Raw genomic sequence first — 23,599 nt, forward strand, 5'->3', positions numbered from 1 at the left:
GGCTCAGGTGCGAACCGGCAGCAACGGGTAGCCGGCATAGACCGCGCGCGCGGCAAGCGTCGCGATCGCGGCCTTCAAGAGGTCACCTGGAATGAAGGCGAGCGAACCGGTGGCGACCGCCAGGAGCGGCGTGCCGGTAACCGCCGAAACCCAGGGCATGCCGATCGCATAGAGCACGACGATGCCGCCGAGGACCGAGGCGAGGAAGAAGCCGATGAACTGGCGCATCTCCGCCTGGCCCTCGCGCACCATGCGCTCGGCAATGAGGCCGGTAACGAAAGCAGCGACGGCCCAGCCGATGATGAAGCCGCCGGACGGTCCGGCGATCACCGCCAGGCCACCGCGCCCACCCGAAAGCACCGGCAGGCCGATGACGACCAGAAGCAGGAACAACAGGAAGGCAAGCGCGCCGCGCTTGGCGCCGAGAATGCAGCCGGCGAGCATAACGCCCATCGACTGTGCGGTGATCGGCACGGGAATGAAGCCGAGTGTAATCGGCGGGATGAGGCCGAGCACGACGACGATCGCGGCGAAGAGGGCGATGAGGACGAGGTCTCTGGTATTCATGCGGGTCCGGTTCCCTTGTGTATTAGTGGGTGCGAATTTATTGACGGCGAAAGCCGCGCGCGTCAATTGCCGCGGCAATCGTATCGGCATCCTTAAGCGTCAGGATGATGAGCGGGCCGATGATCGTCAACGGCCTGACGGGCAGGCCGCGGGCGCGATGGGCCTCGCGGATCGCCTCGTAGCGCGCAAAGATATCCGGGACGAAGCGCAGCACGAGCCCCAGCGCCAGGCTGACATCCGCCGCCCGCACCAAGCCCAGCCGTTCGAGCGGCGTCAGCAGGATGGTGACTTCGTCCATGAAGGCGCTGATCGTCGTCGTTGCCGTGACTGCGGCGGCGAACAGCACCAGCGCCATCAGGCGCAATGTCAAAGCCGCGACCTCGGCAACCGGCAGGAGAAAGAGGTTGACGGCAGCCAGGAAGATCGTCAGGAAGACGAAGCCGACGCGTTTGAACGCCTCCTTCCAGGAGAGCCCGACCGACAGATAGAGGCCGGCGGCAATGGCGAAGGCGATTGCCTGAAGCGCAAGAGACGCGCTGAGGAAAAGCACGATGCTGAGTATCAGGAGCGCAATGAGCTTCAACCTCACCGGCAGGCGGTGCAGCAGGCTATCGCCCTCGATGTGCAGGCTCGTCAGCATCCGGCGATCTCGTGGTAGTGGCGGATCGTTTCGTGTGGGTTGCCGTCGGCGGCAAGCCGACCCTCGTGGAAGAGCAGCAGCCGGTCAACGTTCTCGACGAGCGCGAGATCGTGGGTGATCACTACCGTATCTTCCGGCAATTCATCGATTGCCGCGGCCACCCGGCGCCGGTTCCTGAGGTCGAGCTGGTTCGTCGGCTCGTCGAGGATGAGGATCTTGGGGTCGGTGACGACGACGCTCGCCATGGCGACAAGCTGGGTTTCGCCGCCCGAAAGCTCATGCACGCGCCGTCGCGCCAGATGTTCGATGCCGAAGCGCGACAGCGCGCCTTGCATGCGGCGATCGATTTCCTCGCGCGAAAGGCCGCGGTTCTTCAAGCCAAAGGCAATATCCTCGGCAACGATGGGCATGATGAGCTGGTGCTGCGGGTTCTGGAAGATAAAGCCGGCTTCGGAAAGCACGGCGCGATCATCTTCGACGGTATTCAGCCCGTTGACCGTGACTCGGCCCGCGGAAGGCTTGACCAGGCCATTGATCAGCCGGGCGAACGTGGTCTTGCCGGAACCGTTGAGGCCGATGATGCCGACGCGTCTCTCGCCGAGCGTGAGGGTCAGGGGGTGCAACGCCACCCGCTCGCCGAAGCGGACCGCGCAATCGGTAAAGCGGATGTCCATTCCGTCCTCGCTGTCTTCGGCTCGCGCCGTTTTCGGGTTGCTCTATAGGCCAAGTCCGACAACAAGGGCAATGCGGTGTCTGGAGCAGGAGCGGGATGCGGAAGGAATACGGCGCACGTTTCCTCAGCCTGTTCCAATTTGAATTATGGGAATAAAAGCCTATTCTTGTCGCCATGACGATTCGCCTTTCCAACAGCGACGCCCGTCGCATCTTCCTCGCCAAGCAGGGCCTTTCCGGTGCGCCGAACCGTGCGCTCAACAAGGAGGGGCTGCTCAAACTCATCCACGACATCGGTTTTGTGCAGGTGGACAGCATCGCCACGGTCGAGCGCGCCCATCATCAGATCCTGTTTGCCCGCAACCAGACCTATCGGCGCGAGCATCTGACCGCGCTGCTGGAAGACGACCGCGATCTGTTCGAACACTGGACCCACGATGCCTCGATCATTCCGAGCAGCTTCTTCCGCTATTGGAAGCATCGCTTCAAATGGGAGGGCGAGACGATTGTCGAGCGCTGGCGGAAATGGCGCGGCGAAGGCTTCGAAAAGGGCTGCGACGAGACCTATCAGCGCATCGCCGAGGGCGGCCCGGTGCTCGCCCGCGACCTCAAGGAAGCCGAACACGAGTCCGGCGGCTGGTGGAACTGGCATCCCTCGAAGACGGCGCTCGAAGTGCTCTGGCGCACGGGCAAGCTGGCGATCGCAAGGCGCGAGAATTTCCAGAAGGTCTATGATCTGACCGAGCGGGTGATCCCGCCGCATCATCAGGATGGCGACGTCAGTCATCAGGAGTTCATCGACTGGGCCTGCCGCAGCGCGCTCGAGCGCCTGGGCTTTGCCACCCACGGCGAGATCGCCGCCTTCTGGGATCTGGTGTCTCCCGATGAAGCCAAGGCCTGGGTTGCCGAGCATCGCGACGAGCTCGATGAAGTCGCGATCGAGGCGATCGATGGTGGGCGTCCGCGCGCCGCCTTTGCTTTCACCGGTTTTCCGGAAACGCTGGGTGATATTCCCGAACCGCCGGGCCGTGTCCGGGTACTCAGCCCCTTCGATCCACTGCTGCGCGACCGCAGCCGCACGGAGCGCCTGTTCGGCTTCTTCTATCGCATCGAGATCTTCGTACCCGAGGCCAAGCGCGAATATGGCTACTACGTCTTTCCCCTGATCGAAGGCGATCGGATGATCGGCCGCATCGACATGAAGGCGGACCGCAAGCGCGGCAGCCTCGACGTCCGCAAGCTCTGGCTCGAGAAAGGCGTCCGGGCGTCGGCGGGCCGCCTGGAACGCATCGATGCGGAGCTCGACCGTGTCGCCCGTTTCGCTGGCGTCGATCGAGTCGAGCGCCTCGAAGGCTGGAACGCGGCGCTTTAGATCACGATGATTTTGGTCTCATCGACCAAAAAGTCATCGAGATCGTCTCTCGTGGGTTAGGGCCGGATGCGGGCGGGCAACCGCATATACTTTTCCTCATCCCGCTCTAAGTGAGATTTTCCTTGGCTTGAACCCGCGGCCTTCCTAAATGGAGGCCATAGATATCTTGATGCGGGAGCGCAGCACATGAACACCGATCTGATGAGCCTCTTCGATGCCGACGAGGCAACGATCCGCAAGGTTCTCTCGGAGACGCTCGCCGCTGCCGACGACGGCGAACTGTTCCTCGAACATGCCCAGGCCGAGGTGCTGTCCTTCGACAACGGTCGCCTCAAGGGCGGAAGCTTCAATACCGACCAGGGCTTCGGTCTGCGCGCCGTCGCCGGCGAGGCGGTGGGCTATGCCCATTCCGGCGAGCTTTCCCTGTCGGCCCTCCGCCGAGCCTCCGACGCGGTGGCGCAGGTAACGCGTGGTTACGCCGGCTCCTATGCCGCAGCGCCACAACGTACCAACAAGAAGCTCTACGGCGACGAAAACCCGATCGGCGAGCCGAGCTTCGAGGCGAAGGTTGCGCTGTTGCAGGAGATCGACGCCTATCTGCGCGCCAAGGATCCGAAGGTCCGCCAGGTCACCGCCTCGATCGCGGCGAGCTGGCAGGTCGTCGATATCCTCCGGGCCGATGGTCATCGCGTCCACGACGTCAGGCCGATGACGCGCATCAATATTTCCGTCGTCGCCGGCGACGGCGACCGGCAGGAGAGCGGCTCCTACGGCACCGGCGGACGCCGTGGCTTCGGCGATTTCGTCACGGAGGAAAACTGGAAGACGGGCGCCGATGAGGCGCTGCGCCAGGCATTGGTCAATCTCGAGGCGATCGACGCGCCGGCCGGCACCATGGACGTGGTGCTGGCATCCGGCTGGCCGGGCGTCATGCTGCATGAAGCGGTCGGCCATGGCCTCGAAGGTGATTTCAACCGCAAGAAGACCTCGGCCTTTGCCGGCCTTATGGGTGAACAGGTTGCGGCCAAGGGCGTGACCGTCGTCGACGACGGGACCATCGAGGCGCGTCGTGGCTCCATTTCCATCGACGACGAAGGTACGCCGTCCGGCTACAACGTGCTGATCGAGGACGGCAAGCTCGTCGGCTATATGCAGGACCGCCAAAACGCCCGGCTGATGGGCATGCAGCCCACCGGCAACGGCCGCCGCCAGGGCTACGCCCATGTACCGATGCCGCGCATGACCAACACCTACATGCTCTCCGGCGACCGCACGCCCGAGGAAATCATCGCCTCGGTCAAGAAGGGGATCTATGCCGTCTCCTTCGGCGGCGGCCAGGTGGACATCACCTCCGGCAAGTTCGTCTTCGGCTGCACCGAGGCCTACCTGATCGAGAACGGCAAGATCGGCGCGCCGGTGAAGGGCGCCATGCTGATCGGCAACGGTCCGGACGCGATGAAGCGGGTGACCATGGTCGGCAACGATACCAAACTCGACACCGGCATCGGCAATTGCGGCAAGGCCGGCCAATGGGTGCCCGTCGGCGTTGGCCAGCCGCACCTGCGCATGGACCAGATCACAGTCGGCGGCACGCAGGCATAGGAATAGCGATGGCGGTCTTCGTGCTGTCCTTTCTGTCGCCGAAGACCGCAACGCCTGGCCACGAACGACGGTTCGAAGGGGATGCTGGCGAGGAAGGACTGCTCCTTGGACACGGAGCAGCAATGCGACTGGTGGCTTGCCAATCGCTTCCGCAATACCGCAATCGAATAGCGGCGCGGTCGAGCCGCCGCCGTCAGCCTCGTGACGGCAGCATCATGCAATCATAGGAGCGCTGCTTGAGCGCGTTGCAGGCGGCCGCCGCCGCGTCCCGGCTCGAAAAGCCGACGAAGCGGGCGCGATAGACCGCATTTGCGCCCTTGCCGACAGCTTCGGTATAGGGCGTGGCTCCGGCGAGCGGAGCGCCCGCTTCGGAGCGCGCCTGGGCAAGCAGCATGCGCGCCGCCTCAGCCGAAGGTGCCGCCGAAATCTGGATCTGCCAGCCGCCGGGTACGGGCGTCGCCGCGGTATTTTCGATCTCGGTGACCTCGGTCGGCCGTTCCGCGGGGATCGTCGTCGCGGATGTCGCTGCGATCAGCGCCGCAACGGAATCCTGCTTGGCGCGCTGCGGCGCGGCGTAGGGCATCGGAGCTTCGGCCGTTGCTACGGATGCCACTTCCACTGCACTTTCGGCCGGTTTGCCACCGCGCGTCGACGCCACGAGCTGCCGTCCGCCCTTTGCCGCCTTGCCGACATGGCGATCGAGAAGCGCCGCCATCTTGGCATCGCGGCTGCGTGCCGTTCTGCCGCCAAGCACGACGCCGACCACCCGGCGATTGCCGTCCTTGACGGCGCTGACGATGTTGAAGCCGGAAGCGTTGGTATAGCCGGTCTTGATGCCGTCCATGCCATCGTAGCGATACATCAGGTTGTTGTGGCCGCGAACCTTGCGGCCGCGGAAATTGAAGCTCTCGGTCGCGAAGAGCTGATACTCTTTCGGGAAGTCGCGCATCAGCGCGACCGCCAGCGTCGACATTTCCCGTGCCGTCGTCACCTGCTTGCTCGCCGGCAGGCCCGAGGCGTTGATGAAGACCGTCTTGCCCATGCCGAGCTGCCGCGCCTTGGCGGTCATCATCCGTGCGAAATTCGCTTCTGAACCTCCGAGTTTTTCCGCCATGGCCGCAGCCGCATCGTTGCCCGAGCGCACGATCATGCCGAGCACCGCCTCGCGGACCGTGATGGTCATGCCGGGCTTGAGGCCGAGGCGCATCGGCGGTTTGGCCGCCGCAGCCTTCGAGACCCTGATCTTGCTGTCCCAGGAGAGTTCTCCACGCTTGAGCGCCTCGAAGGCCAAATAGACCGTCATCATCTTGGTCAGCGACGCCGGGTGGTTGAGGACGTCAGGATTTTCTGCCGACAGAACCTTGCCCGTGCGCGCGTCGAGCACCAGCGAGGCGGTCCCGGCGACCGCTGTCGCCGACCCAAGTGCGAATGCGAAGGTCGCCAGCAGGAGGCAGCGCAAAGCTCTCATGTCTATCCCCGTCGAAAAGCGCCATCGGTCACAGGCGCGATGCTGTTTCGTTTTGTGACAAGATCCGTGTCTTTGCTGCAACTTTAGGGCTGAATGTGACAGTCCTACCCTGTTTTCGAGGTTGTGGTAAATGGGCGATAAATGTTCTCTCGTTCAACAAGGTTTAACGCCCTCCTCGTTAACCTTGGAGCCTGCAGAGCGCGGTACGAAGGACGCTCTGGCGCCGCACGGGGAAACATGGGGCCGACCATCAGGAACACGATCAGAACGATTGTTCGCCGCGCCGCGATCGCCGGCGGGCTGGAGGTCGCCGGAGGGCTGAGCCGCGCCGGGCTGATGGCTGGTGCGCGCGGGCAGGGCGCCATCTTCACGCTGCACCACGTCCGGCCGAAGCTCGTGCGTGCCTTCGATCCCAATGGCCATCTGGAGATCACCCCGGAATTCCTCGACGCGACGCTGACGACGCTGAAGCGCGACGGCAATCGTTTCGTCGCGCTCGAACAGTTGCCGGATGCGCTGGCCGCGGGGGGCGGGCCGATCGCCTGTTTCACGCTCGATGACGGCTACCGGAACAATATCGAGCATGCGCTGCCCGTGTTCGAGCGCCACCAGGTGCCCTTCACCGTCTTCGTCACCGGCGGCTTCATCGACCGCACCCATACGCTCTGGTGGGAAACGCTCGCCGACCTGCTCGCGACGAACGAGACGATGCGCTTCGACTTCGGCCGCGGTGTCGAGACACTGCAGACGCGCGCGGCAGCGGAAAAGCAGGCAGCTTTCCATCGTGTCGCGGCGTTCCTTCATGGCCGCGATGAGGCGACGGCCATTGCATTGCTGAACGCCGCAGCGATCGAACACGGCATCGATCCGCTGGCGATCACCGAACGGCTGACTTTGGATGAGACGGGGTTGCGGCGGCTGATCGAAAGCCCGCTGGCAAGCCTCGGCGCCCACACGATCAGCCATCGCTCCGTTGCACGCCTGAGCGACGCGGATGCCAGACGAGAGATCCGCGAGTCGGCGGAGCGTATCGAGGCCATCACCGGTCGCCGGCCCCTAACCTTCGCTTATCCCTATGGCGACGCACCGGCGGTCTCGCGGCGCGACCATCGGATCGTCGCCGATCTCGGTTTTACTCTCGCGGTCACGACCCAACCCGGTACGCTGGCCGCACGGGGCCACTCCCGGCTTCACGCGCTGCCGCGCATTTCGCTGAATGGTCATTTCCAGCGGGCCCGTTACGTCTCGGCACTGGCCTCGGGCATCCCTTTCCGCCTGCAGCGCCGCGCGCTTTAGACGCACAATGGTCGCTGCAGCATTTCGAAGTGCTGCATTTTTCGTCCTTCAATGGGCTACGATCAAAGGAAACATGCAGCAGCGGACGCCTGAACGGCGGCCAATCACGGATACATCCGTACCTTTTCCCAACCGCCCTCGGGTGTTGCCCGGCGGAATTCCAACCGATCATGCAGCCGAAACGGACGATCGTGCCAGAATTCGATCGATGTCGGGCGGATGCGGAAACCGGACCAGTAGCTCGGGCGCGGAATTTCGCCGAGCGCGTAGCGGGCGGTGTATTCGGCGACGGCCTTTTCCAGCGCAAAGCGGCCTTCAAGCGGGCGCGACTGTTTCGATGCCCAGGCGCCGATGCGGCTGCCGCGCGGCCGGCTCTTGAAATATTCGTCCGCCTCTTCGTCGGTGACGATCTCGACCGGACCGCGCACGCGCACCTGCCGCCTCAGGGATTTCCAGTGGAAGCACATGGCCGCCTTGCGGGCGCCAAGGATTTCCTGGCCCTTCTGGCTCTCGAAATTCGTGTAGAAAACGAAGCCGCGCTCGTCGAAGCCCTTCAGCAGGACCATGCGGACATTCGGCAATCCGTCGCTGTCGACGGTGGCGAGAGCGACCGCATTCGGGTCGTTGATTTCGCTGCCTTCCGCGTCCTTCAGCCATGTGCCAAACAGGGAAAAGGGTTCATTTGATTCGGTGAAGTCACCGCTTGTTAACTCATTCGCCGCCATATTGCGTTCCAATGCCGTGATGTCTGGCGCGGAAATGCTTCGGGATGAGCCCGACCGGTATTTCCGCATCGAAAATGTCGGAGCCTGTATGTTGACCTTGTCGAGAAACGTGCGGCTCCAGCGAGTCTGACAGGATTGCCGTGCAAGACATAGCAAAGTGGATCGACGCCAAGAAGGGGTATTCCTTCGCCTTGCTGCGTAGCGCGGCAATTTGCCTGCCGGTCCTGGCGCTTTCCGGCTGCATGGGCGCGGGGCTCGACCTCTTCGGCAGCAGCGTCGACCGCACGGTCTCCACCGGTACCGTTCCCGTTGCCAAGACGTCCGATGGTCTCTCCGACGCCGTGATGGTTCGCAATGCCGTGACTTCGGCGGAACTAGGCGGCGGCATGATCAACCCGATCCCCTGGGCCAATGCGACTTCGGGCAGTGCCGGTGTCATCAGCAGCATTCAGGAAGACCGCGCGAGCGGCATGCTCTGCCGCCGCTTCACCACGACGCGCCATTCCTATGAGGGTATCGCAAAGTTCGACGGCAGCACGTGCCAGGGCGGCGATGGCGCCTGGTATCTGACGAGCTTCGGTCCGCGCGATTGAGTCAAGGCTCGGAAATCGGCGATTAACCACAATTCTCTAAAGGTGCGAACGATCGTCCTTGGCGCTCATTCCAGGGCGCGCAGCGCCGCTGCGGCTAACCACTATTTAGCAAGTTCTCCGGATCATCGGTGCTCAGTGGACGGGCGGCAAGGACGCCTTCAATCGGGGCATAAGGCGGGCGTCAGGGAGAGGCCGCCGATCAGAGAAGATGGTAGAAGCCATGCGTGATCCCTATGTGATCCTCGGTGTCCGGCGCAATGCCGGCCAAGACGAAATCAAGGCGGCCTGGCGTTCGCTGGCAAAGGCCGTGCATCCGGACCATAATCAGGACGATCCCACGGCGGCCGAGCGCTTTGCCGAGGCAGGCAAGGCCTACGAACTTCTGCGTGATCCGAAGCTCAGGAGCCGCTACGATTATGCGCGCCGTGAGGCCGAGCTACGTCGCATGGAGGCGATGAAGGCAAAGATGCGCGGTAACGTGCAGGAGGAGGCGCCTGTCGACGCGGAGACCGCCGAGGACGCCATCTCGCAGATTTTTGGTGCGGAGGCGCGGGCCAAGTCGGCCCGGCCGTCACCGAAGCCCACGTCAAACCCGTCGCCCAAGCCAGCGCCGAAACCGGCAGCGGCGAAGGAACCGGAGCGGCCTACTCAGACAACCGAGGCAAAGCCTCAACCCGCGGCCGAGGCGCCGCAAGAAGCCACCGCCAAGGCGGAATCGCCGTTCATGCAGCGCGCCGCAGCGCCCGCAGCCGAACTCGTCGCAGCCATCGTCCGGCGCATCCGCGGTCGCGCCGCGAAGACCGCCGAGAAGGTGCCCGACCTGGCCCTCGATCTGGCCGTCAGCATCGAGGATCTGATCAATCGCCAGCGCCTGACAGTCGAACTTCCGGATGGCGAGAGCCTGAAGGTTCAAATCCCCCCGGGTGCCGTCGACGGCCAGACCATTCGCCTTGCTGAACAGGGCTATCGCGTCACCGGCATGAGTCGTGGCGACGTGGTCGTTACGCTTCGGGTCAATCAGGGTGGCGCTTTCCGCACCCGCGGTCTTGATCTGCTGACGACCTTGTCGATCGATCTTCAGGGCGCCGTCCTCGGCTGCGAGGAGCGCATCGAGACGCCGGTCGGCCCGGTGACCGTCGTCGTCCCCGCCTGGTCCGGGTCGGACAAGACCATCCGCCTCACGGGCCAAGGCCTGCCCGGAAGCTACGGCACCCACGGCGATCTCCTGGTCGAGTTGCGCCTGGTTCTGAATGACACGCCGGATGAGAAGGTGACCGATCTGATGAAGTCGCAACGCGACGGACTCTATTTGTGACGGTCCATTTGTGACAGTTCTCTGACACTTTGAACCAATATTACGGGGACTAACAGTTCCTGATGTCGGCCGCGCTTGAACCACTCCGGCGGCTATGCCATAGGCAATTCTCGACATTTTGCCGCACCCGTTCCGGCGGTGCGTCTGCGACATTTGTGAATCGGCAACGGCGCCGGCAGTTGCTGGAAATAGTATTGGGGACTTACCATGGCTCAGGCATCCGGTCTGATGAAGGGCAAACGCGGCGTCATCATGGGCGTTGCAAACAACCGTTCCATCGCATGGGGCATTGCCAAGGCCATCCACGCGCAGGGTGGTGAAGTTGCGTTGACCTATCAGGGCGACGCACTCAAGAAGCGCGTCGAGCCGCTGCTCGCCGAGATCGACGGCTTCATGGCCGGTCATTGCGACGTCAGCGACGAGGCCAGCATCGACGCCGTCTTCGACACGCTCGAAAAGCACTGGGGCAAGATCGATTTCGTCGTTCACGCGATCGGTTTCTCCGACAAGGACGAACTGACCGGCCGCTACGTCGACACATCGCCCGAGAACTTCGCCAAGACGATGCAGATCTCGGTCTACTCGTTCACCTCGGTCGCCCGTCGCGCTGAAAAGCTGATGACCGATGGCGGCTCGATGCTGACCCTGACCTACTACGGCGCCGAAAAGGTCATGCCGAACTACAACGTCATGGGTGTCGCCAAGGCTGCGCTCGAAGCCAGCGTGAAGTACCTCGCGGTCGACCTCGGCCCGAAGAACATCCGCGTCAACGCGATTTCGGCCGGCCCGATCAAGACGCTGGCTGCCTCCGGCATCGGCGACTTCCGCTATATCCTCAAGTGGAACGAGTACAACGCGCCGCTGCGCCGGACCGTAACGATCGAAGAAGTCGGTGATGTCGGCCTCTACATGCTCTCCGACCTGTCGCGTTCGGTTACCGGTGAAGTCCACCATGCCGACAGCGGTTACCATGTCGTCGGCATGAAGGCCGTGGACGCGCCCGATATCTCCGTGATCAAGGACTGACCGAACCTGCACGGGTTCGGTCGACGGCCTGCTGCCCGGAGACATGTTGTGCTGATCTATATGATCCGTCACGGACAGACCGACTGGAATGCCGAAAGCCGGCTCCAGGGGCAGAAGGACATCCCGCTCAATGATTTCGGTCGCCAGCAGGCGACCGGCAATGGCGCAGCGCTTGCCGCTATCCTCGGCACCGACGCCGCGCATTTCGACTTCGTCGCGAGCCCGCTTGGCCGCACGCGCGAGACCATGGAGCGCGTGAGGCTGGCGATGGGGCTCGATCCCACCGTCTACCGGACGGACGAACGGCTGAAGGAAGTTTCCTTCGGCGACTGGGAAGGGCACACGCTTCCAGAACTCAAGCGTTCGGCGCCGCAAAGAATCGCCGAACGGCGCGCGGTGAAATGGGACTTCATCCCGCCGGGACCCGATGCCGAGAGTTATGAGATTCTGTCCTGGCGTGTTGCCGCCTGGCTCAAGGATGTGACCAAGCCGACCGTGTGCGTCAGCCATGGCGGTGTCATCCGATCGCTTTTCAAGCTCTTTGGAGAAATGGAGGCCGAGGAGGCCGCGTCTGCGGCGATCCCGCAGGATCGCCTTCTGCGTATTTCCGGCGGGACCATTGGCTGGATCTGACCGCTGAAATGAAGGAGCCGCCCCGGAGAGAAGGGCGGATCGCTGCTTTACTGCACGATTTCGAGGTCGTTGATGACCCGTTTGCCATCGACTTCCGTGTAGAAGACCAGAACCTTCACGCCTGCCTTCAGGCCCTCGAAATTGAACTCTTCAGGCGCCTGGTAGCTCTTGCCGTCATCGAGCTGGAGGCTGAGACGCTCGGTATCGACACCCGTAATGGTAGCTTCCACATCGGCGCTTTCCGCAAGAGCGGATAAAGGCGAAAGCAAGCCGGCGGTGGCCATGAGCGCGGCAATGACAAAACGCATCTTTCTTGCCCTCTTCAACGATTCTGCGAACATCCCTGTCATCACCCTTGGCCCCCGATTGTGGCAAAAATTGCCTTGTAGCTTGGCTTTTGGCCGTCAGGCCCCGGTTTTTTGACGGGCCGTCCGACGCCGGAAGACTGGACGGCGACACCGCTTTTTTCAAGCGGGTGGGCGCCGAAGCCGGGGAGGCGGAGCGCCGATTTCCCCATGAATCATGGGGTTTTCCAAGGATTTGTGACGAAAGCCAATCTTAAGACTCGCTCGCTACCTTTGGTTGGGGATTCGAGGGGAAGAGATTGAAGATCATCGACGTTCTGCGCCAGCGCGTTCGGGCGGCCGCCAGATTTGCGAAACCATCGCTGATACCAGCGGTGATCGCCGGCCTCGTCGTCTTTGCCGGCGGCTACGTCTACGAGCGGCAAAATCGCGAAAATTTCCAGAATGATCTCCGGATCGACGTCGAGAATGAACTGAACCTTATCGCCAATCGGTTGCAATCGGCGATAAACACCAACATTGCGGCGCTGAACGGCTTCGCCAACAGCATCGGCGTGCACCCGGCGATGACGCCTGACGATTTTACCGTCATGGCAACGAAGCTCCTGCTGCAGAACCCGCAGATGGTGCGCGCTTCGGCCGCGCCCGGCGCCGTGGTGTGGATCGCCTTTCCCCGTGAGAGCCAGCAGTGGTTCGTTGGCACCGATTTCAACAGGTTCGGCGCGACGAGACACGCCATCGAGCGGGCGTCGTCGACGGTGAGGCCGGTGATGATCGGCCCCATTCGCCTGCCGAGTGGACGCAACGGTTTCGAACTTTTCCTGCCGGTCTTTTCCAAGATCCAGGGGCGCATGGAGCGCTGGGGCTATGTCGAGGCCATCATCGATGAGAAGGTGCTCTATCACGCGGCGCGCCTCCTGGAGGCCGGCAGCGAAGCACCGGAACTGATGAAGGATCATCGGCACATCGACGTTCACCTCGCGATCAGGGATATCTCCGAGCAGGAGCGGATCCAGGATGCGTTCTTCGGCGACGACGCGCTTTTCCGCAAGGCGCCGGTGACGCGCCGGCTCGATCTGGCCGGCGGCGCCTGGGAGCTCGCGGCCATGCCGATCGGGGGCTGGGATCAGCTTCCCGAAAACATAGAGAGCATTCGCCTGGCGATCGCCGCCGCGGTCGCCATCGTGGTGATCCCGATCCTTTTGACCGGTGGGCTCGTCAACGAGCGGCAGCGCAACATTGCCAAACTGAAGGCGCGGGAAGGGGAGCTGATGACGCTGTCTCACCGGCTGAACCTCGCGCTTGACGCTTCCAAGATCGGTATCTGGGAGATCGACGTCGAAACGCAGCAGCGCTCCTGGGACGATCGCATGTTCCATCTGCATGGGCTTGAGGTCCACCTGGAGGAACCGACCTATGAGGAATGGCGCGCAACGGTGCACCCGGAGGATATCTGCATCGCCGCCAACGCGCTGTTCCGCAGTCTGGACGACGGATTGGAATACCGCTCGCAATACCGGGTCGTCCTACCTGACGGTGCGGTGCGCCATATCCGCAACGTCGGCTCCGGCCATCGCGGTGCCGACGGCCGTGCAAAGGTCACCGGCATTAGCTGGGATGTCACAGACGATGTCATGAAGACCGAGCGGCTGACTGCGGCCAAGGCCCAGGTCGATCAGCAGAATCTCGAACTCGAGCAGGCCCTGAAGGGTCTTTACGAGCGCGAGCAGGACCTTGAACTGCTCTCGCGCCGCCTCGACCTGGCGCTCGATTCCTATCGATGCGGCATGTGGGAGGCCGATCTCGATAGCGGACTGACCTATTGGGACGACCGCATGCACCAGCTCTACGGTCTCGTCTATACCGATGGGATCACCAATGAGGAGACGTGGCTCACCGCGCTTCATCCCGAAGATCGGGCGCCGGCGCTGGACGCGGTCAACCGCGCCATTGCGGCGGACGAGACCTACGTGCACCAGGCGCGCGTGGTTCTGCCGGCCGGCGGCGTTCGCCACATCCGGTCGGTCGGCAAGCTGCATGTGGCGCCGGATGGCGCGCGCAAGTTTGTCGGCATGGCGCTCGATGTCACCGAAGACGTGCTGATGACCGAACAGTTGCGCGCGGCCAAGGCGATGGCGGATGCGAAGAACGCCGAGCTGGAACAGGCACGGGTGCGGATCGAGCACAACGCCCTTCACGATCCCCTGACCGGCCTCGGAAACCGCCGCATGCTCGACAAGACGCTGGAGCGCCTGGCAAGGGTCGGTGATCGCGAGGATATCGCTATCCTTCATATCGATCTCGACCGTTTCAAGCAGATCAATGACACACTTGGCCATGCCGCCGGCGACGCCATGCTGATCCACGCCTCCGAAATCCTCCGGGCAAACACGTCGCCCGGCGACATCATCGCCCGCATCGGCGGCGACGAGTTCGTGGTCGCCGCCATCGGCGCGCCGGGCGAGGCGGTATTGGCGGCGCGCTGCGACCGGATCATTGCCGCGATGCGCCAGCCGGTCGATTACAACGGCTTTCCCTGCCGCTTCGGCGTCAGCATCGGTGTTGCGGTCGGCCGCGGCGCGGAGATCGATGCGCGCAAGCTGCTCGTCAATGCCGACATCGCCCTCTACCGCGCCAAGGAGGCGGGCCGTAACCGCTATCAGTTCTTCACCGAAGTGCTGCAGGCGGAAGTGGTGACCGCCAAGCGGATCGCGGACGAAATCCTCGAAGGCATCGAGCGCGACGAGTTCGAGCCCTGGTACCAGCCGCAGTTCGACGCAACCACGCTCGCGCTTTGCGGGGTGGAAGCGCTGGTGCGCTGGAACCATCCGCGTGAGGGCATCCTGACGCCGGATCGTTTTCTCGGCATTGCCGAGGAGTTGAACGTCACGGCGGCGCTGGACCGCCTCGTGCTCGAAAAATCGCTGGCCGACCAGATGCGGTGGGCCGCTGCCGGTGTGCGGGTGCCGAAGATCTCGGTCAATGTCTCGGCCAAGCGGCTTCAGGATGACGACCTCCTGTCCTCTCTCGAGGGCCTGAGCATCGCGCCCGGCAAGATCTGCTTCGAACTGGTGGAATCAATCTTCCTCGACGAGAGCGACGACATCGTTGCCACCAATATCGAAGGCATCAAGAAGCTTGGCATCGATATCGAACTCGACGACTTCGGTACCGGCCACACCTCGATCGTCAGCCTGCTGAAGATCAAGCCGAAGCGGCTGAAGATCGATCGGCAGCTCGTCGTTCCGGTCTTGAGCGCGCGCAGGGAGCAGGCGTTGGTCCGTTCGATCATCGACATTGCCCGCTCGCTCAACATCGAGACCGTGGCCGAGGGCGTGGAGACCATGGCGCACGCCGAAATGCTCGGCATCCTCGGCTGCGACGTTCTGCAGGGCTATGCCTTCGCCAGGCCGTTGAGCTCGGAGAAGTTCCTCGCCTTTGCCACCGAGCGTGGCCTGCGCCTGGCTTCGTGACGAAGGCGACGGCAGCAGGCGCAAAAGTCTTTCCCCGTCCCCGGCTTTCCACTAAGAGAGGGCATCCGCGTACGAAACGTACGGCCGTTGCTTGCTTAAGGTCCGGTAGTCTTCATGTCGCATAATACTTTCGGTCATCTCTTCCGCGTTACCACCTGGGGCGAAAGCCACGGGCCGGCGCTTGGCTGCGTGGTGGACGGCTGCCCGCCCGGCATCCGCTTCACGCTTGCCGAACTCCAGGCCTGGCTCGACAAACGCAAGCCCGGTCAGTCGCGCTTCGTGACGCAGCGCCGCGAGGACGATCTCGTCAAGGTACTGTCAGGCGTGATGTTCGACGAGGACGGCGAGACGATGATCTCGACCGGTACGCCGATCTCCATGCTGATCGAAAACACCGACCAGCGTTCGAAGGACTATTCCGAGATCGCCAAGCGTTACCGCCCGGGCCACGCCGACTACACCTACGACCTGAAATACGGCATTCGCGACTATCGCGGCGGCGGCCGTTCGTCGGCGCGCGAAACCGCGGCGCGCGTTGCTGCCGGCGGCATCGCCCGCAAGGTCGTTCCGGGTCTGATCGTGCGCGGCGCGCTCGTGCAGATCGGCAAGCACAAGATCAACCGGGCCAACTGGGACTGGGCCGAGGTCAACAACAATCCCTTCTTTGCTCCGGACCCGGAGATCGTGCCGGTGTGGGAAGAGTATCTCGACGGAATCCGCAAGGCCGGCTCCTCGATCGGCGCCGTGGTGGAAGTGGTCGCCGAGGGCGTGCCCGCCGGCATCGGCGCGCCGATCTATGCCAAGCTCGATCAGGACATTGCCTCCAACCTGATGTCGATCAACGCCGTCAAGGGCGTCGAGATCGGCAACGGCTTCGGTGCCGCCGAGATCACCGGCGAGGAGAACGCCGACGAGATGCGCATCGGCGCCGACGGCAAACCGGTCTTCCTCTCCAACCATGCCGGCGGTATTCTCGGCGGTATAGCAACCGGCGAACCGGTGATCGCGCGTTTTGCCATCAAGCCGACCTCGTCGATCCTCACCGAGCGCCGTTCGGTCGACAGCGATGGCAACGAAGTCGATGTCCGCACCAAGGGCCGTCACGACCCTTGCGTCGGCATTCGCGCCGTGCCGATCGGCGAGGCGATGCTTGCCTGCACGATCGCCGATCACTATCTGCGTGACCGCGGCCAGACCGGCCGTCACTGCACAATTCCTTAAATCGGAAACGATTTAAGGACAAAATTATGCAGCAACTTAAAGTGTTACAGCGACCTTTGCGCGTCTAGTAGACGCGCGGCGCTGTGAGGAATTCGGCCTCAACAATTCGGCCAAGCAAGTTGGGAAGAGCACCATGTCCTATGATCAGAAGCGTGTCGTCGACGCCATCCGCGCCTTCGAGGCCGGCGAAATCGTCGTCGTGACCGATGACGACGGCCGCGAGAACGAGGGCGACCTGATCGTCGCCGCGGTGCATTGCACGCCGGAGAAGATGGCCTTCATCGTGCGCCATACCTCGGGCATCGTCTGCACCCCGATGCCGCGCGAGGAGGCGAAACGCCTCAACCTCAATGCCATGGTCGCTGAAAATGATTCCGCCCACACGACGGCCTTCACCGTTTCGGTCGATTTCAAACACGGCACGACGACCGGCATTTCCGCCGACGACCGCACGCTGACGGTGCGCAATCTCGCCAATCCCAATGTCGGGCCGACGGACTTCGTTCGCCCCGGCCACATCTTCCCGCTGGTCGCGCGCGAAGGCGGCGTTCTCATGCGTTCCGGTCACACGGAAGCTGCCGTCGATCTCTGCAAGCTCGCAAGCCTGCCGCCGATCGGCGTGATCTGCGAACTCGTCAACGACGACGGCACCGTGATGCGCGGGCCGCAGGTCGCGAGCTTTGCCGAAACCAACGGCCTGAAGCAGGTTTCGGTCGCAGACCTCATCGCCTATCGCCAGCGCAAGGAAACGCTGATCGAGCAGGGCGGTTCCTTCGACATCGAAACGCCTTACGGTCCGGCCAAGGGGCATTCCTATTCGCTGCCCTGGGATCCGATGCAGCATCTCGCCGTCGTCTTCGGCGATATCCGCGACGGCGTCGACATCCCGGTCCGGCTGCATCTCGAAAATGTCGGCGCCGACGTCTTCGGCAAGGAATGCCAGATCGACCGCATCATGAAGCGCATCGCCGAAGAGGGCAGGGGTGTCGTCGTCTATCTGCGCGAAGGATCGGTCGGCGTCGGCGTGTCGAAGACGGCCCGCAAGGGCAAACACGATCGCGAAGCGCATGACGAGGCGCAGGCGCGCGAGAACGAATGGCTGGAAATCGGCCTCGGCGCGCAGATCCTCAAGGATCTTGGCATCAGCTCGATCCGCCTTCTTGCCTCGCGCGAGCGCCACTATGTCGGCCTCGAAGGCTTCGGCATCAAGATTGCCGGAACCGACATCATCTGAAGCACGACGCTTCTGAATACGACAAAGCCCGGATCCTCGATCCGGGCTTTGTCGTTTATGCCGATGCCAACAAAAAACCGCGCTCGACGCGCGGCGTTCTGTCTTCTTCGTGAGAGTTCCGGGGCCCGCTCAGGGCAGGGCGTCGTAGCCTTCGCCGAAGCCCTTGAGATCGACCGGGATGCCGATGCCTTCCTCTGGCGACTGGAAGACGATGAAAGTGGCGGTGGCGCCGGAACGGAAGGTCTTCAGCAATTCATCTTCGAGCACGACTTCGGCATAGCAGCCATCGGAGAAGCAGCGCACGAAGTAGGCGCGGCCGATATCCTTGCCGTCAACATTGAGGCCGAGGCCGTTCGGCAGCAGGACGCCGAGCGGGGCGAGCACGCGCAGGATCTTCGCCTTGCGGTCCGCCGTCTTCAGCACGACGACCGACAGGCCGACTTCCGGCCGGTCTTCGGCAATGACGTTCTGCATCAGTGCACACTGGTCGGTCGATGCGCCGGCCGGCTGATCGCAAACGATCGACCATGCGCCGTGATTGGACTTGACTGTGCCGGGGGTTCCGGCGGGCTGCTGGGCCAGGCTCTGAGCGGGGAGTGCGAGAACGGCAAGGCCGAAGGCGGCGAAGGCCGACAGTCGCGAAAAGAGGGGCAGGCCCATGTAAACCTCAAAACGTCGAATCATCAGGGCTATTCTTGAAGCGCGCGCGAATAAATGAAAAGCCCTGCGGGGCACATTCCAGCGCCATATGGCGGAAATTGGGCGGGTAGACGCCCCTATCCTGTGTGTTGCCGCGCCAACCGCGTGCAATCGCGCCGCTTTAGGCGCGGAAGACGTCATATAAGTCGATTCGTGACGGCTTCTAAGGGGTGCCTGTGTGAAAAGATGCGTTTGTGCAAAAATGCCGCATGGGGTTGATTGGTCAGATGTTGCGGCATCGGACAAACTGTGGTTTGAAGCGCAGCAGTATCGCAGGGATTCTGCGTTCCGGTTTGATCCTGATCAAGCGCATTGGGGAGACACATTGTGAAAAACAAGGCTTATGCAGTTCTGGCAGCGCTTGCCTGTCTGCTTTTTGCTTCTAGCGCCTTTGCTGACAAGCCTGTCGAATGGCAGACGAATCTTCAGCCGGCCGCTACGGGCATCATGGAAGAAATCACGTGGTTTGAGCATTACACCCTGTGGTTCATCATTCCGATCACCCTCTTCGTTCTCCTCCTGTTGATCATCGTCGTGGTCAAGTTCCGTGAAGGCGCCAACCCGGTTCCCTCGAAGACCAGCCACAACACCGCGATCGAAGTCGTCTGGACCGTCGGTCCGGTTATCGTGCTTCTTTTCCTTGCCATTCCGTCCTTCCAGCTCCTGACCGCGCAGCTCACGCCGCCGGCCAATCCGGATCTGACGGTCAAGGCGACCGGCAACCAGTGGTACTGGTCCTATGAATATGAGGTCGGCGAAAGCCCGCTCTCCTTCGACAGCCTGCTGATGAAGGAAGAAGACCGCGCCGCACTCGGCAAGGAAGACAAGAAGGAATATCCGCGCCTGCTCGCCGTCGACAACGAAGTTGTCATCCCGGTCGGCAAGACGGTTCGTGTCCTCGTCACCGCCGCCGACGTGATCCATGCCTTCGCAATGCCTGCCTTCGGCGTGAAGATCGATGCCGTTCCCGGTCGCCTGAACGAAACCTGGTTCAAGGCTGACCGTGAAGGTCTCTATTACGGCCAGTGTTCCGAGCTCTGCGGCAAGGACCACGCCTACATGCCGATCGCCATCCGCGTGGTTTCGCAGGAAAAATACGACACCTGGCTCGCAGCCGCCGCCACGAATATCGGCGATGCGAACAAGGCGCTCATGGCGTCCATCGACTCGGCCAAGACCGTCGACGTCGCCGCTAACGCCGCACAGTAATCGGAAGGGGAGCCCGACCCATGGCTGGAACAGCCGTTCATCACGATCAACGCCATGATCACTCCGATCATGGCCACGCAGACCATGCGCACAAGCCGCTGAGCTTCTTCCAGCGCTGGTTCCTGTCGACCAACCACAAGGACATCGGCACGCTGTACCTGATCTTCGCGATCATCGCGGGCATCATCGGTGGCACGCTTTCGGTGTTCATGCGCGCCGAACTGCAGGAGCCCGGCATCCAGATCTTCCACGGTCTGGCGCAGATGGTCTACGGCTTCGAGGGCGATGCTGCCATCGACGGCGGCAAGCACATGTTCAACGTGTTCACGACCGCGCACGCGCTCATCATGATCTTCTTCATGGTCATGCCGGCGCTGATCGGCGGTTTCGCCAACTGGATGGTGCCGATCATGATCGGTGCGCCGGACATGGCGTTCCCGCGCATGAACAACATCTCCTTCTGGCTGATCGTTCCGGCCTTCCTGCTCGTGCTCCTGTCGATGTTCGTCGAGGGGCCAGCCGGTGCCTACGGCGCCGGCGGCGGGTGGACGATCTATCCGCCATTCTCGACAGCGGGCATGCCCGGGCCGGCCATGGATTTCGTGATCCTCGGCCTGCACATCGCCGGTGCATCCTCGATCCTCGGTGCGATCAACTTCATCACCACGATCCTGAACATGCGCGCTCCGGGCATGACGCTGCACAAGATGCCGCTGTTTGCCTGGTCGGTCCTGATCACCGCCTTCCTGCTGCTGCTCTCGCTGCCGGTTCTGGCAGGCGGCATCACCATGCTGCTCACCGACCGCAACTTCGGCACGGCCTTCTTCGCGCCTGAGGGCGGCGGCGACCCGATCCTGTTCCAGCACCTGTTCTGGTTCTTCGGTCACCCGGAAGTGTACATCCTGATCCTGCCGGGCTTCGGCATCATCAGCCACATCGTCTCCACCTTCTCGCGCAAGCCGATCTTCGGCTACCTCGGCATGGCCTACGCCATGGTCGCGATCGGCGCCGTCGGCTTCATCGTGTGGGCGCACCACATGTACACCGTCGGCATGTCGCTCGACACGCAGCGCTACTTCGTCTTCGCGACGATGGTGATCGCTGTTCCGACCGGCGTTAAGATCTTCTCGTGGATCGCGACGATGTGGGGCGGTTCGATCCGCTTCACGACCCCGATGGTCTGGGCGATCGGCTTCATCTTCCTGTTCACCGTCGGTGGCGTCACGGGCGTTCAGCTCGCCAATGCCGGCCTCGACCGCTCGCTGCACGACACCTACTACGTGGTTGCTCACTTCCACTACGTTCTGTCGCTCGGCGCCGTCTTCGCGATCTTCGCTGCCTGGTACTACTGGTTCCCGAAGATGTCGGGCTACATGTACTCCGAGTTCATCGGCAAGCTGCACTTCTGGGTCATGTTCATCGGCGTGAACCTGATCTTCTTCCCGCAGCACTTCCTGGGCCTCGCCGGCATGCCGCGCCGCTACATCGACTACCCGGATGCCTTTGCCGGATGGAACATGGTTTCGTCCTACGGCTCCTATGTCGCAGCCGTCGGCGTGCTGATCTTCCTCTTCGGCGTCCTGGAAGCCTTCGCCAAGAAGCGCGTCGCTGGCGACAACCCGTGGGGCGAGGGTGCGAACACTCTGGAATGGCAGCTGTCTTCGCCGCCGCCGTTCCACCAGTGGGAGCAGCTCCCGCGCATCAAGTGACGGGCAACGAACAGAAGCCGCCGGTTCCGGCGGCTTCACCCCGCCGGGAAACCGGCGATACACGGCCCTTGCGGCCGGGACCAATGCAGGGACAGGACATGACGGTCATCGACAATCACGAAGCAGTCGGCATGGAAGGCGCACCGCGCCTGTCCGAAGCCTCTGCGCGCGATTATTTCGAGCTTCTGAAGCCGCGTGTCATGTCCCTCGTCGTCTTCACGGCGCTCGCCGGCTTGGTACTCGCGCCGGGCCATATCAATCCCTTCATCGGTTTCATCGCCATTCTCTGCATCGCCGTCGGCGCAGGTGCGTCCGGTGCGCTGAACATGTGGTATGACGCCGATATCGATGCGGTCATGAGCCGTACCGCCAAGCGCCCGATCCCGGCAGGCAAGATCCTGCCGCGGGAAGCGCTGGCTTTCGGTCTGACGCTCTCCGCCTTTTCCGTGATCATCCTTGGGCTCGCCGTCAATTGGCTCGCAGCCGGGTTGCTCGCCTTCACGATCTTCTTCTACGTGGTCATCTACACGATGTGGCTGAAGCGCTCGACGCCCCAGAACATCGTCATCGGCGGTGCCGCCGGTGCTTTCCCGCCGATGATCGGCTGGGCTTGCGTCACCGGCGCCGTGTCAATCGAGAGCATCGTTCTCTTCCTGATCACCTTCCTGTGGACGCCGGCGCATTTCTGGGCGCTTGCCCTCTTCAAGATGGGCGACTACGGCGCCGTCGGCGTGCCGATGATGCCGAATGTCTGCGGTCAAGCGACGACCAAGAAGCAGATCGTCATCTATGCCGTGCTGACCGCGCTCATCGGGATCTGTCCCACCTTGCTCGGCTTCGCGAGCATCGGTTACGGCCTCGTGGCAACGGCACTCGGCCTCGGCTTCATCTGGTATTCGATCGGCGTGCTGCGCATGCCGGAAGCGGATGAGCGCATGCTGCCGGCCAAGAAGCTGTTCGCCTTCTCGATCATGTATCTGTTCGTGATCTTTTCCGCCCTCATGGCGGATCATCTGATCGTCAATATCTGGCTGAATGCCGGGAGTATTGCCTGATGGAAACCGTCAAGCTCACTGAAGCCCAGAAGAAGTCGCGCCGCGGCCGCAATATTGCGCTCGGCTTCGTTCTCGCCGGACTCGTCGTCCTCTTCTACATCGTCACGCTGATCAAGTTCGGCAACGGCATGGTCAACTGAGGCAGGCGGGTATGACCAATTCACCGGAATCCACGCCCAGGCAGCGCTCGAACCGCGTCGTCGTCGGCACCTGCCTCGCCTTCGTCGCCGGCATGGTCGGCATGGCCTATGCGGCCGTGCCGCTCTACGACATGTTCTGCCGCGTCACCGGCTATAACGGTACGACGCAGCGTGTCGAGCAGGCTTCCGATGTGATCCTGGACGAGAAGGTGAAGGTCACTTTCGACGCGAACACTTCGGGCGGTCTGCCCTGGGAGTTCAAGCCGGTCCAGCGCGACATCGATATCCGAATCGGTGAAACGGTGCAGGTGATGTACCGGGCGAAGAACCTGTCGTCGAAGCCGACGACAGGCCAGGCGACATTCAACGTCACGCCGATGCAGGCCGGTGCCTATTTCAACAAGGTACAGTGCTTCTGCTTCACCGAGACGACGCTGCAGCCGGGAGAGGAGATGGAGATGCCGGTGGTATTCTTCGTCGATCCGGACATCGTCAAGGCGGTGGAGACCAAGGACATCAAGACGTTGACGCTTTCCTACACCTTCTACCCGCGCGAACCGTCGAAACCGGTGGCGCAGGTGAAGACGAAAGAGAACAAACTTTGACTGGAGGTCCTTTTCGGCTATGCCGGAAAGGCGACAAGAG

22 protein-coding genes are annotated in these 23,599 nt (G+C 62.6%); 15 read left to right on the plus strand and 7 right to left on the minus strand.

The genetic code is table 11. The features are described from left to right. Window positions 1-3: 3 nt before the first annotated feature. The 3 genes from ACQ5BM_RS03235 to ACQ5BM_RS03245 are packed head-to-tail and all read right to left on the minus strand — an operon-like array spanning window position 4 to window position 1,881. Window positions 4-567, minus strand: a complete 564-nt coding sequence (locus ACQ5BM_RS03235; protein ID WP_429807726.1) for a biotin transporter BioY — start codon at window positions 565-567, stop codon at window positions 4-6. Between the two features lie 37 nt (window positions 568-604). Then, a complete protein-coding gene (locus ACQ5BM_RS03240) occupies window positions 605-1,207 on the minus strand; it encodes a CbiQ family ECF transporter T component (protein ID WP_429807729.1) in 603 nt (200 codons plus the stop codon). Then, window positions 1,201-1,881, minus strand: coding sequence for an energy-coupling factor ABC transporter ATP-binding protein (locus ACQ5BM_RS03245; protein WP_247957981.1), 681 nt, complete (start codon window positions 1,879-1,881; stop codon window positions 1,201-1,203). Before ACQ5BM_RS03245 ends, ACQ5BM_RS03240 begins: the two co-directional genes overlap by 7 nt. A 173-nt stretch (window positions 1,882-2,054) precedes the next feature. Here ACQ5BM_RS03245 and ACQ5BM_RS03250 point away from each other — a divergent pair, with 173 nt between their 5' ends. Both ACQ5BM_RS03250 and tldD read left to right on the plus strand, forming a co-directional pair. Continuing rightward, window positions 2,055-3,251, plus strand: coding sequence for a winged helix-turn-helix domain-containing protein (locus tag ACQ5BM_RS03250; RefSeq protein WP_429807733.1), 1,197 nt, complete (start codon window positions 2,055-2,057; stop codon window positions 3,249-3,251). 186 nt (window positions 3,252-3,437) lie between these two features. Continuing rightward, the gene (tldD, locus tag ACQ5BM_RS03255; protein WP_429807736.1) at window positions 3,438-4,853 is read left to right on the plus strand and encodes a metalloprotease TldD; all 1,416 of its coding nucleotides are present in this window, start codon (window positions 3,438-3,440) and stop codon (window positions 4,851-4,853) included. A gap of 193 nt (window positions 4,854-5,046) precedes the next feature. On the opposite strand, the gene ACQ5BM_RS03260 is transcribed toward tldD, so the two are convergent. Continuing rightward, window positions 5,047-6,321 (minus strand): serine hydrolase, encoded by a 1,275-nt coding sequence (locus ACQ5BM_RS03260; RefSeq protein WP_429807740.1) that lies wholly within the window; start codon window positions 6,319-6,321, stop codon window positions 5,047-5,049. Between the two features lie 237 nt (window positions 6,322-6,558). Here ACQ5BM_RS03260 and ACQ5BM_RS03265 point away from each other — a divergent pair, with 237 nt between their 5' ends. After that, complete coding sequence (locus ACQ5BM_RS03265) at window positions 6,559-7,617, plus strand: polysaccharide deacetylase family protein (protein ID WP_429807743.1); 1,059 nt, start codon at window positions 6,559-6,561, stop codon at window positions 7,615-7,617. Between the two features lie 104 nt (window positions 7,618-7,721). Here ACQ5BM_RS03265 and pdxH read toward each other — a convergent pair whose 3' ends face one another. Then, complete coding sequence (pdxH, locus tag ACQ5BM_RS03270; RefSeq protein ID WP_429807745.1) at window positions 7,722-8,411, minus strand: pyridoxamine 5'-phosphate oxidase; 690 nt, start codon at window positions 8,409-8,411, stop codon at window positions 7,722-7,724. A gap of 71 nt (window positions 8,412-8,482) precedes the next feature. Between pdxH and ACQ5BM_RS03275 the strand changes: the two genes are divergently transcribed. From ACQ5BM_RS03275 to ACQ5BM_RS03290, 4 genes are all read left to right on the plus strand, one after another. Beyond that, window positions 8,483-8,935: an RT0821/Lpp0805 family surface protein gene (locus ACQ5BM_RS03275; protein ID WP_173515824.1), complete on the plus strand. Its 453-nt coding sequence runs from the start codon at window positions 8,483-8,485 to the stop codon at window positions 8,933-8,935. A gap of 208 nt (window positions 8,936-9,143) precedes the next feature. Further along, window positions 9,144-10,250: a DnaJ C-terminal domain-containing protein gene (locus ACQ5BM_RS03280; protein WP_429807748.1), complete on the plus strand. Its 1,107-nt coding sequence runs from the start codon at window positions 9,144-9,146 to the stop codon at window positions 10,248-10,250. Between the two features lie 207 nt (window positions 10,251-10,457). Continuing rightward, window positions 10,458-11,276 (plus strand): enoyl-ACP reductase FabI, encoded by an 819-nt coding sequence (fabI, locus tag ACQ5BM_RS03285; RefSeq protein WP_113537991.1) that lies wholly within the window; start codon window positions 10,458-10,460, stop codon window positions 11,274-11,276. 48 nt (window positions 11,277-11,324) lie between these two features. After that, window positions 11,325-11,909: a histidine phosphatase family protein gene (locus ACQ5BM_RS03290; protein WP_429807752.1), complete on the plus strand. Its 585-nt coding sequence runs from the start codon at window positions 11,325-11,327 to the stop codon at window positions 11,907-11,909. Window positions 11,910-11,956: 47 nt separating this feature from the next. Here ACQ5BM_RS03290 and ACQ5BM_RS03295 read toward each other — a convergent pair whose 3' ends face one another. Beyond that, window positions 11,957-12,217 (minus strand): DUF1344 domain-containing protein, encoded by a 261-nt coding sequence (locus tag ACQ5BM_RS03295; protein ID WP_113538088.1) that lies wholly within the window; start codon window positions 12,215-12,217, stop codon window positions 11,957-11,959. A gap of 296 nt (window positions 12,218-12,513) precedes the next feature. Between ACQ5BM_RS03295 and ACQ5BM_RS03300 the strand changes: the two genes are divergently transcribed. The 3 genes from ACQ5BM_RS03300 (at window position 12,514) to ribB (ending at window position 18,142) form a co-directional block, all read left to right on the plus strand. After that, entirely contained in the window at window positions 12,514-15,687 is a 3,174-nt protein-coding gene (locus ACQ5BM_RS03300; RefSeq protein ID WP_429807755.1) for a bifunctional diguanylate cyclase/phosphodiesterase, read from the plus strand. A 114-nt stretch (window positions 15,688-15,801) separates the two neighbouring features. Next, on the plus strand, window positions 15,802-16,908 hold the full coding sequence (gene aroC / locus ACQ5BM_RS03305) for a chorismate synthase (RefSeq protein ID WP_429807758.1): 1,107 nt from the start codon (window positions 15,802-15,804) through the stop codon (window positions 16,906-16,908). A 133-nt stretch (window positions 16,909-17,041) separates the two neighbouring features. Then, entirely contained in the window at window positions 17,042-18,142 is a 1,101-nt protein-coding gene (gene ribB / locus ACQ5BM_RS03310) for a 3,4-dihydroxy-2-butanone-4-phosphate synthase (RefSeq protein WP_429807761.1), read from the plus strand. 129 nt (window positions 18,143-18,271) lie between these two features. Here ribB and ACQ5BM_RS03315 read toward each other — a convergent pair whose 3' ends face one another. Then, entirely contained in the window at window positions 18,272-18,826 is a 555-nt protein-coding gene (locus ACQ5BM_RS03315) for an invasion associated locus B family protein (RefSeq protein WP_373419799.1), read from the minus strand. Window positions 18,827-19,168: 342 nt separating this feature from the next. Here ACQ5BM_RS03315 and coxB point away from each other — a divergent pair, with 342 nt between their 5' ends. From coxB to ACQ5BM_RS03340, 5 genes are all read left to right on the plus strand, one after another. Further along, window positions 19,169-20,050 (plus strand): cytochrome c oxidase subunit II, encoded by an 882-nt coding sequence (gene coxB, locus ACQ5BM_RS03320; RefSeq protein ID WP_429807765.1) that lies wholly within the window; start codon window positions 19,169-19,171, stop codon window positions 20,048-20,050. Between the two features lie 20 nt (window positions 20,051-20,070). Beyond that, entirely contained in the window at window positions 20,071-21,759 is a 1,689-nt protein-coding gene (ctaD, locus tag ACQ5BM_RS03325; RefSeq protein WP_429807768.1) for a cytochrome c oxidase subunit I, read from the plus strand. 98 nt (window positions 21,760-21,857) lie between these two features. Next, the gene (locus ACQ5BM_RS03330; protein ID WP_429807770.1) at window positions 21,858-22,814 is read left to right on the plus strand and encodes a heme o synthase; all 957 of its coding nucleotides are present in this window, start codon (window positions 21,858-21,860) and stop codon (window positions 22,812-22,814) included. Continuing rightward, complete coding sequence (locus ACQ5BM_RS03335; RefSeq protein ID WP_113537983.1) at window positions 22,814-22,954, plus strand: hypothetical protein; 141 nt, start codon at window positions 22,814-22,816, stop codon at window positions 22,952-22,954. The genes ACQ5BM_RS03330 and ACQ5BM_RS03335 overlap by 1 nt, the downstream gene beginning before the upstream one ends. 11 nt (window positions 22,955-22,965) lie before the next feature. After that, a complete protein-coding gene (locus tag ACQ5BM_RS03340) occupies window positions 22,966-23,559 on the plus strand; it encodes a cytochrome c oxidase assembly protein (protein WP_429807773.1) in 594 nt (197 codons plus the stop codon). Window positions 23,560-23,599 lie beyond the last annotated feature (40 nt).

Source organism: Ensifer sp. B1-9 (genome assembly GCF_050474445.1).
GTDB lineage: Bacteria > Pseudomonadota > Alphaproteobacteria > Rhizobiales > Rhizobiaceae > Ensifer.

Bases quoted from the DNA above. Each gene is read 5' to 3' on its own strand.
- ACQ5BM_RS03235 (WP_429807726.1), bottom strand. From the start codon at position 567: ATGAATACCAGAGACCTCGTCCTCATCGCCCTCTTCGCCGCGATCGTC.
- ACQ5BM_RS03240 (WP_429807729.1), bottom strand. From the start codon at position 1,207: ATGCTGACGAGCCTGCACATCGAGGGCGATAGCCTGCTGCACCGCCTG.
- ACQ5BM_RS03245 (WP_247957981.1), bottom strand. From the start codon at position 1,881: ATGGACATCCGCTTTACCGATTGCGCGGTCCGCTTCGGCGAGCGGGTG.
- ACQ5BM_RS03250 (WP_429807733.1), top strand. From the start codon at position 2,055: ATGACGATTCGCCTTTCCAACAGCGACGCCCGTCGCATCTTCCTCGCC.
- tldD (WP_429807736.1), top strand. From the start codon at position 3,438: ATGAACACCGATCTGATGAGCCTCTTCGATGCCGACGAGGCAACGATC.
- ACQ5BM_RS03260 (WP_429807740.1), bottom strand. From the start codon at position 6,321: ATGAGAGCTTTGCGCTGCCTCCTGCTGGCGACCTTCGCATTCGCACTT.
- ACQ5BM_RS03265 (WP_429807743.1), top strand. From the start codon at position 6,559: ATGGGGCCGACCATCAGGAACACGATCAGAACGATTGTTCGCCGCGCC.
- pdxH (WP_429807745.1), bottom strand. From the start codon at position 8,411: ATGCGGAAATACCGGTCGGGCTCATCCCGAAGCATTTCCGCGCCAGAC.
- ACQ5BM_RS03280 (WP_429807748.1), top strand. From the start codon at position 9,144: ATGGTAGAAGCCATGCGTGATCCCTATGTGATCCTCGGTGTCCGGCGC.
- fabI (WP_113537991.1), top strand. From the start codon at position 10,458: ATGGCTCAGGCATCCGGTCTGATGAAGGGCAAACGCGGCGTCATCATG.
- ACQ5BM_RS03295 (WP_113538088.1), bottom strand. From the start codon at position 12,217: ATGCGTTTTGTCATTGCCGCGCTCATGGCCACCGCCGGCTTGCTTTCG.
- aroC (WP_429807758.1), top strand. From the start codon at position 15,802: ATGTCGCATAATACTTTCGGTCATCTCTTCCGCGTTACCACCTGGGGC.
- ribB (WP_429807761.1), top strand. From the start codon at position 17,042: ATGTCCTATGATCAGAAGCGTGTCGTCGACGCCATCCGCGCCTTCGAG.
- ACQ5BM_RS03315 (WP_373419799.1), bottom strand. From the start codon at position 18,826: ATGATTCGACGTTTTGAGGTTTACATGGGCCTGCCCCTCTTTTCGCGA.
- ctaD (WP_429807768.1), top strand. From the start codon at position 20,071: ATGGCTGGAACAGCCGTTCATCACGATCAACGCCATGATCACTCCGAT.
- ACQ5BM_RS03330 (WP_429807770.1), top strand. From the start codon at position 21,858: ATGACGGTCATCGACAATCACGAAGCAGTCGGCATGGAAGGCGCACCG.
- ACQ5BM_RS03335 (WP_113537983.1), top strand. From the start codon at position 22,814: ATGGAAACCGTCAAGCTCACTGAAGCCCAGAAGAAGTCGCGCCGCGGC.
- ACQ5BM_RS03340 (WP_429807773.1), top strand. From the start codon at position 22,966: ATGACCAATTCACCGGAATCCACGCCCAGGCAGCGCTCGAACCGCGTC.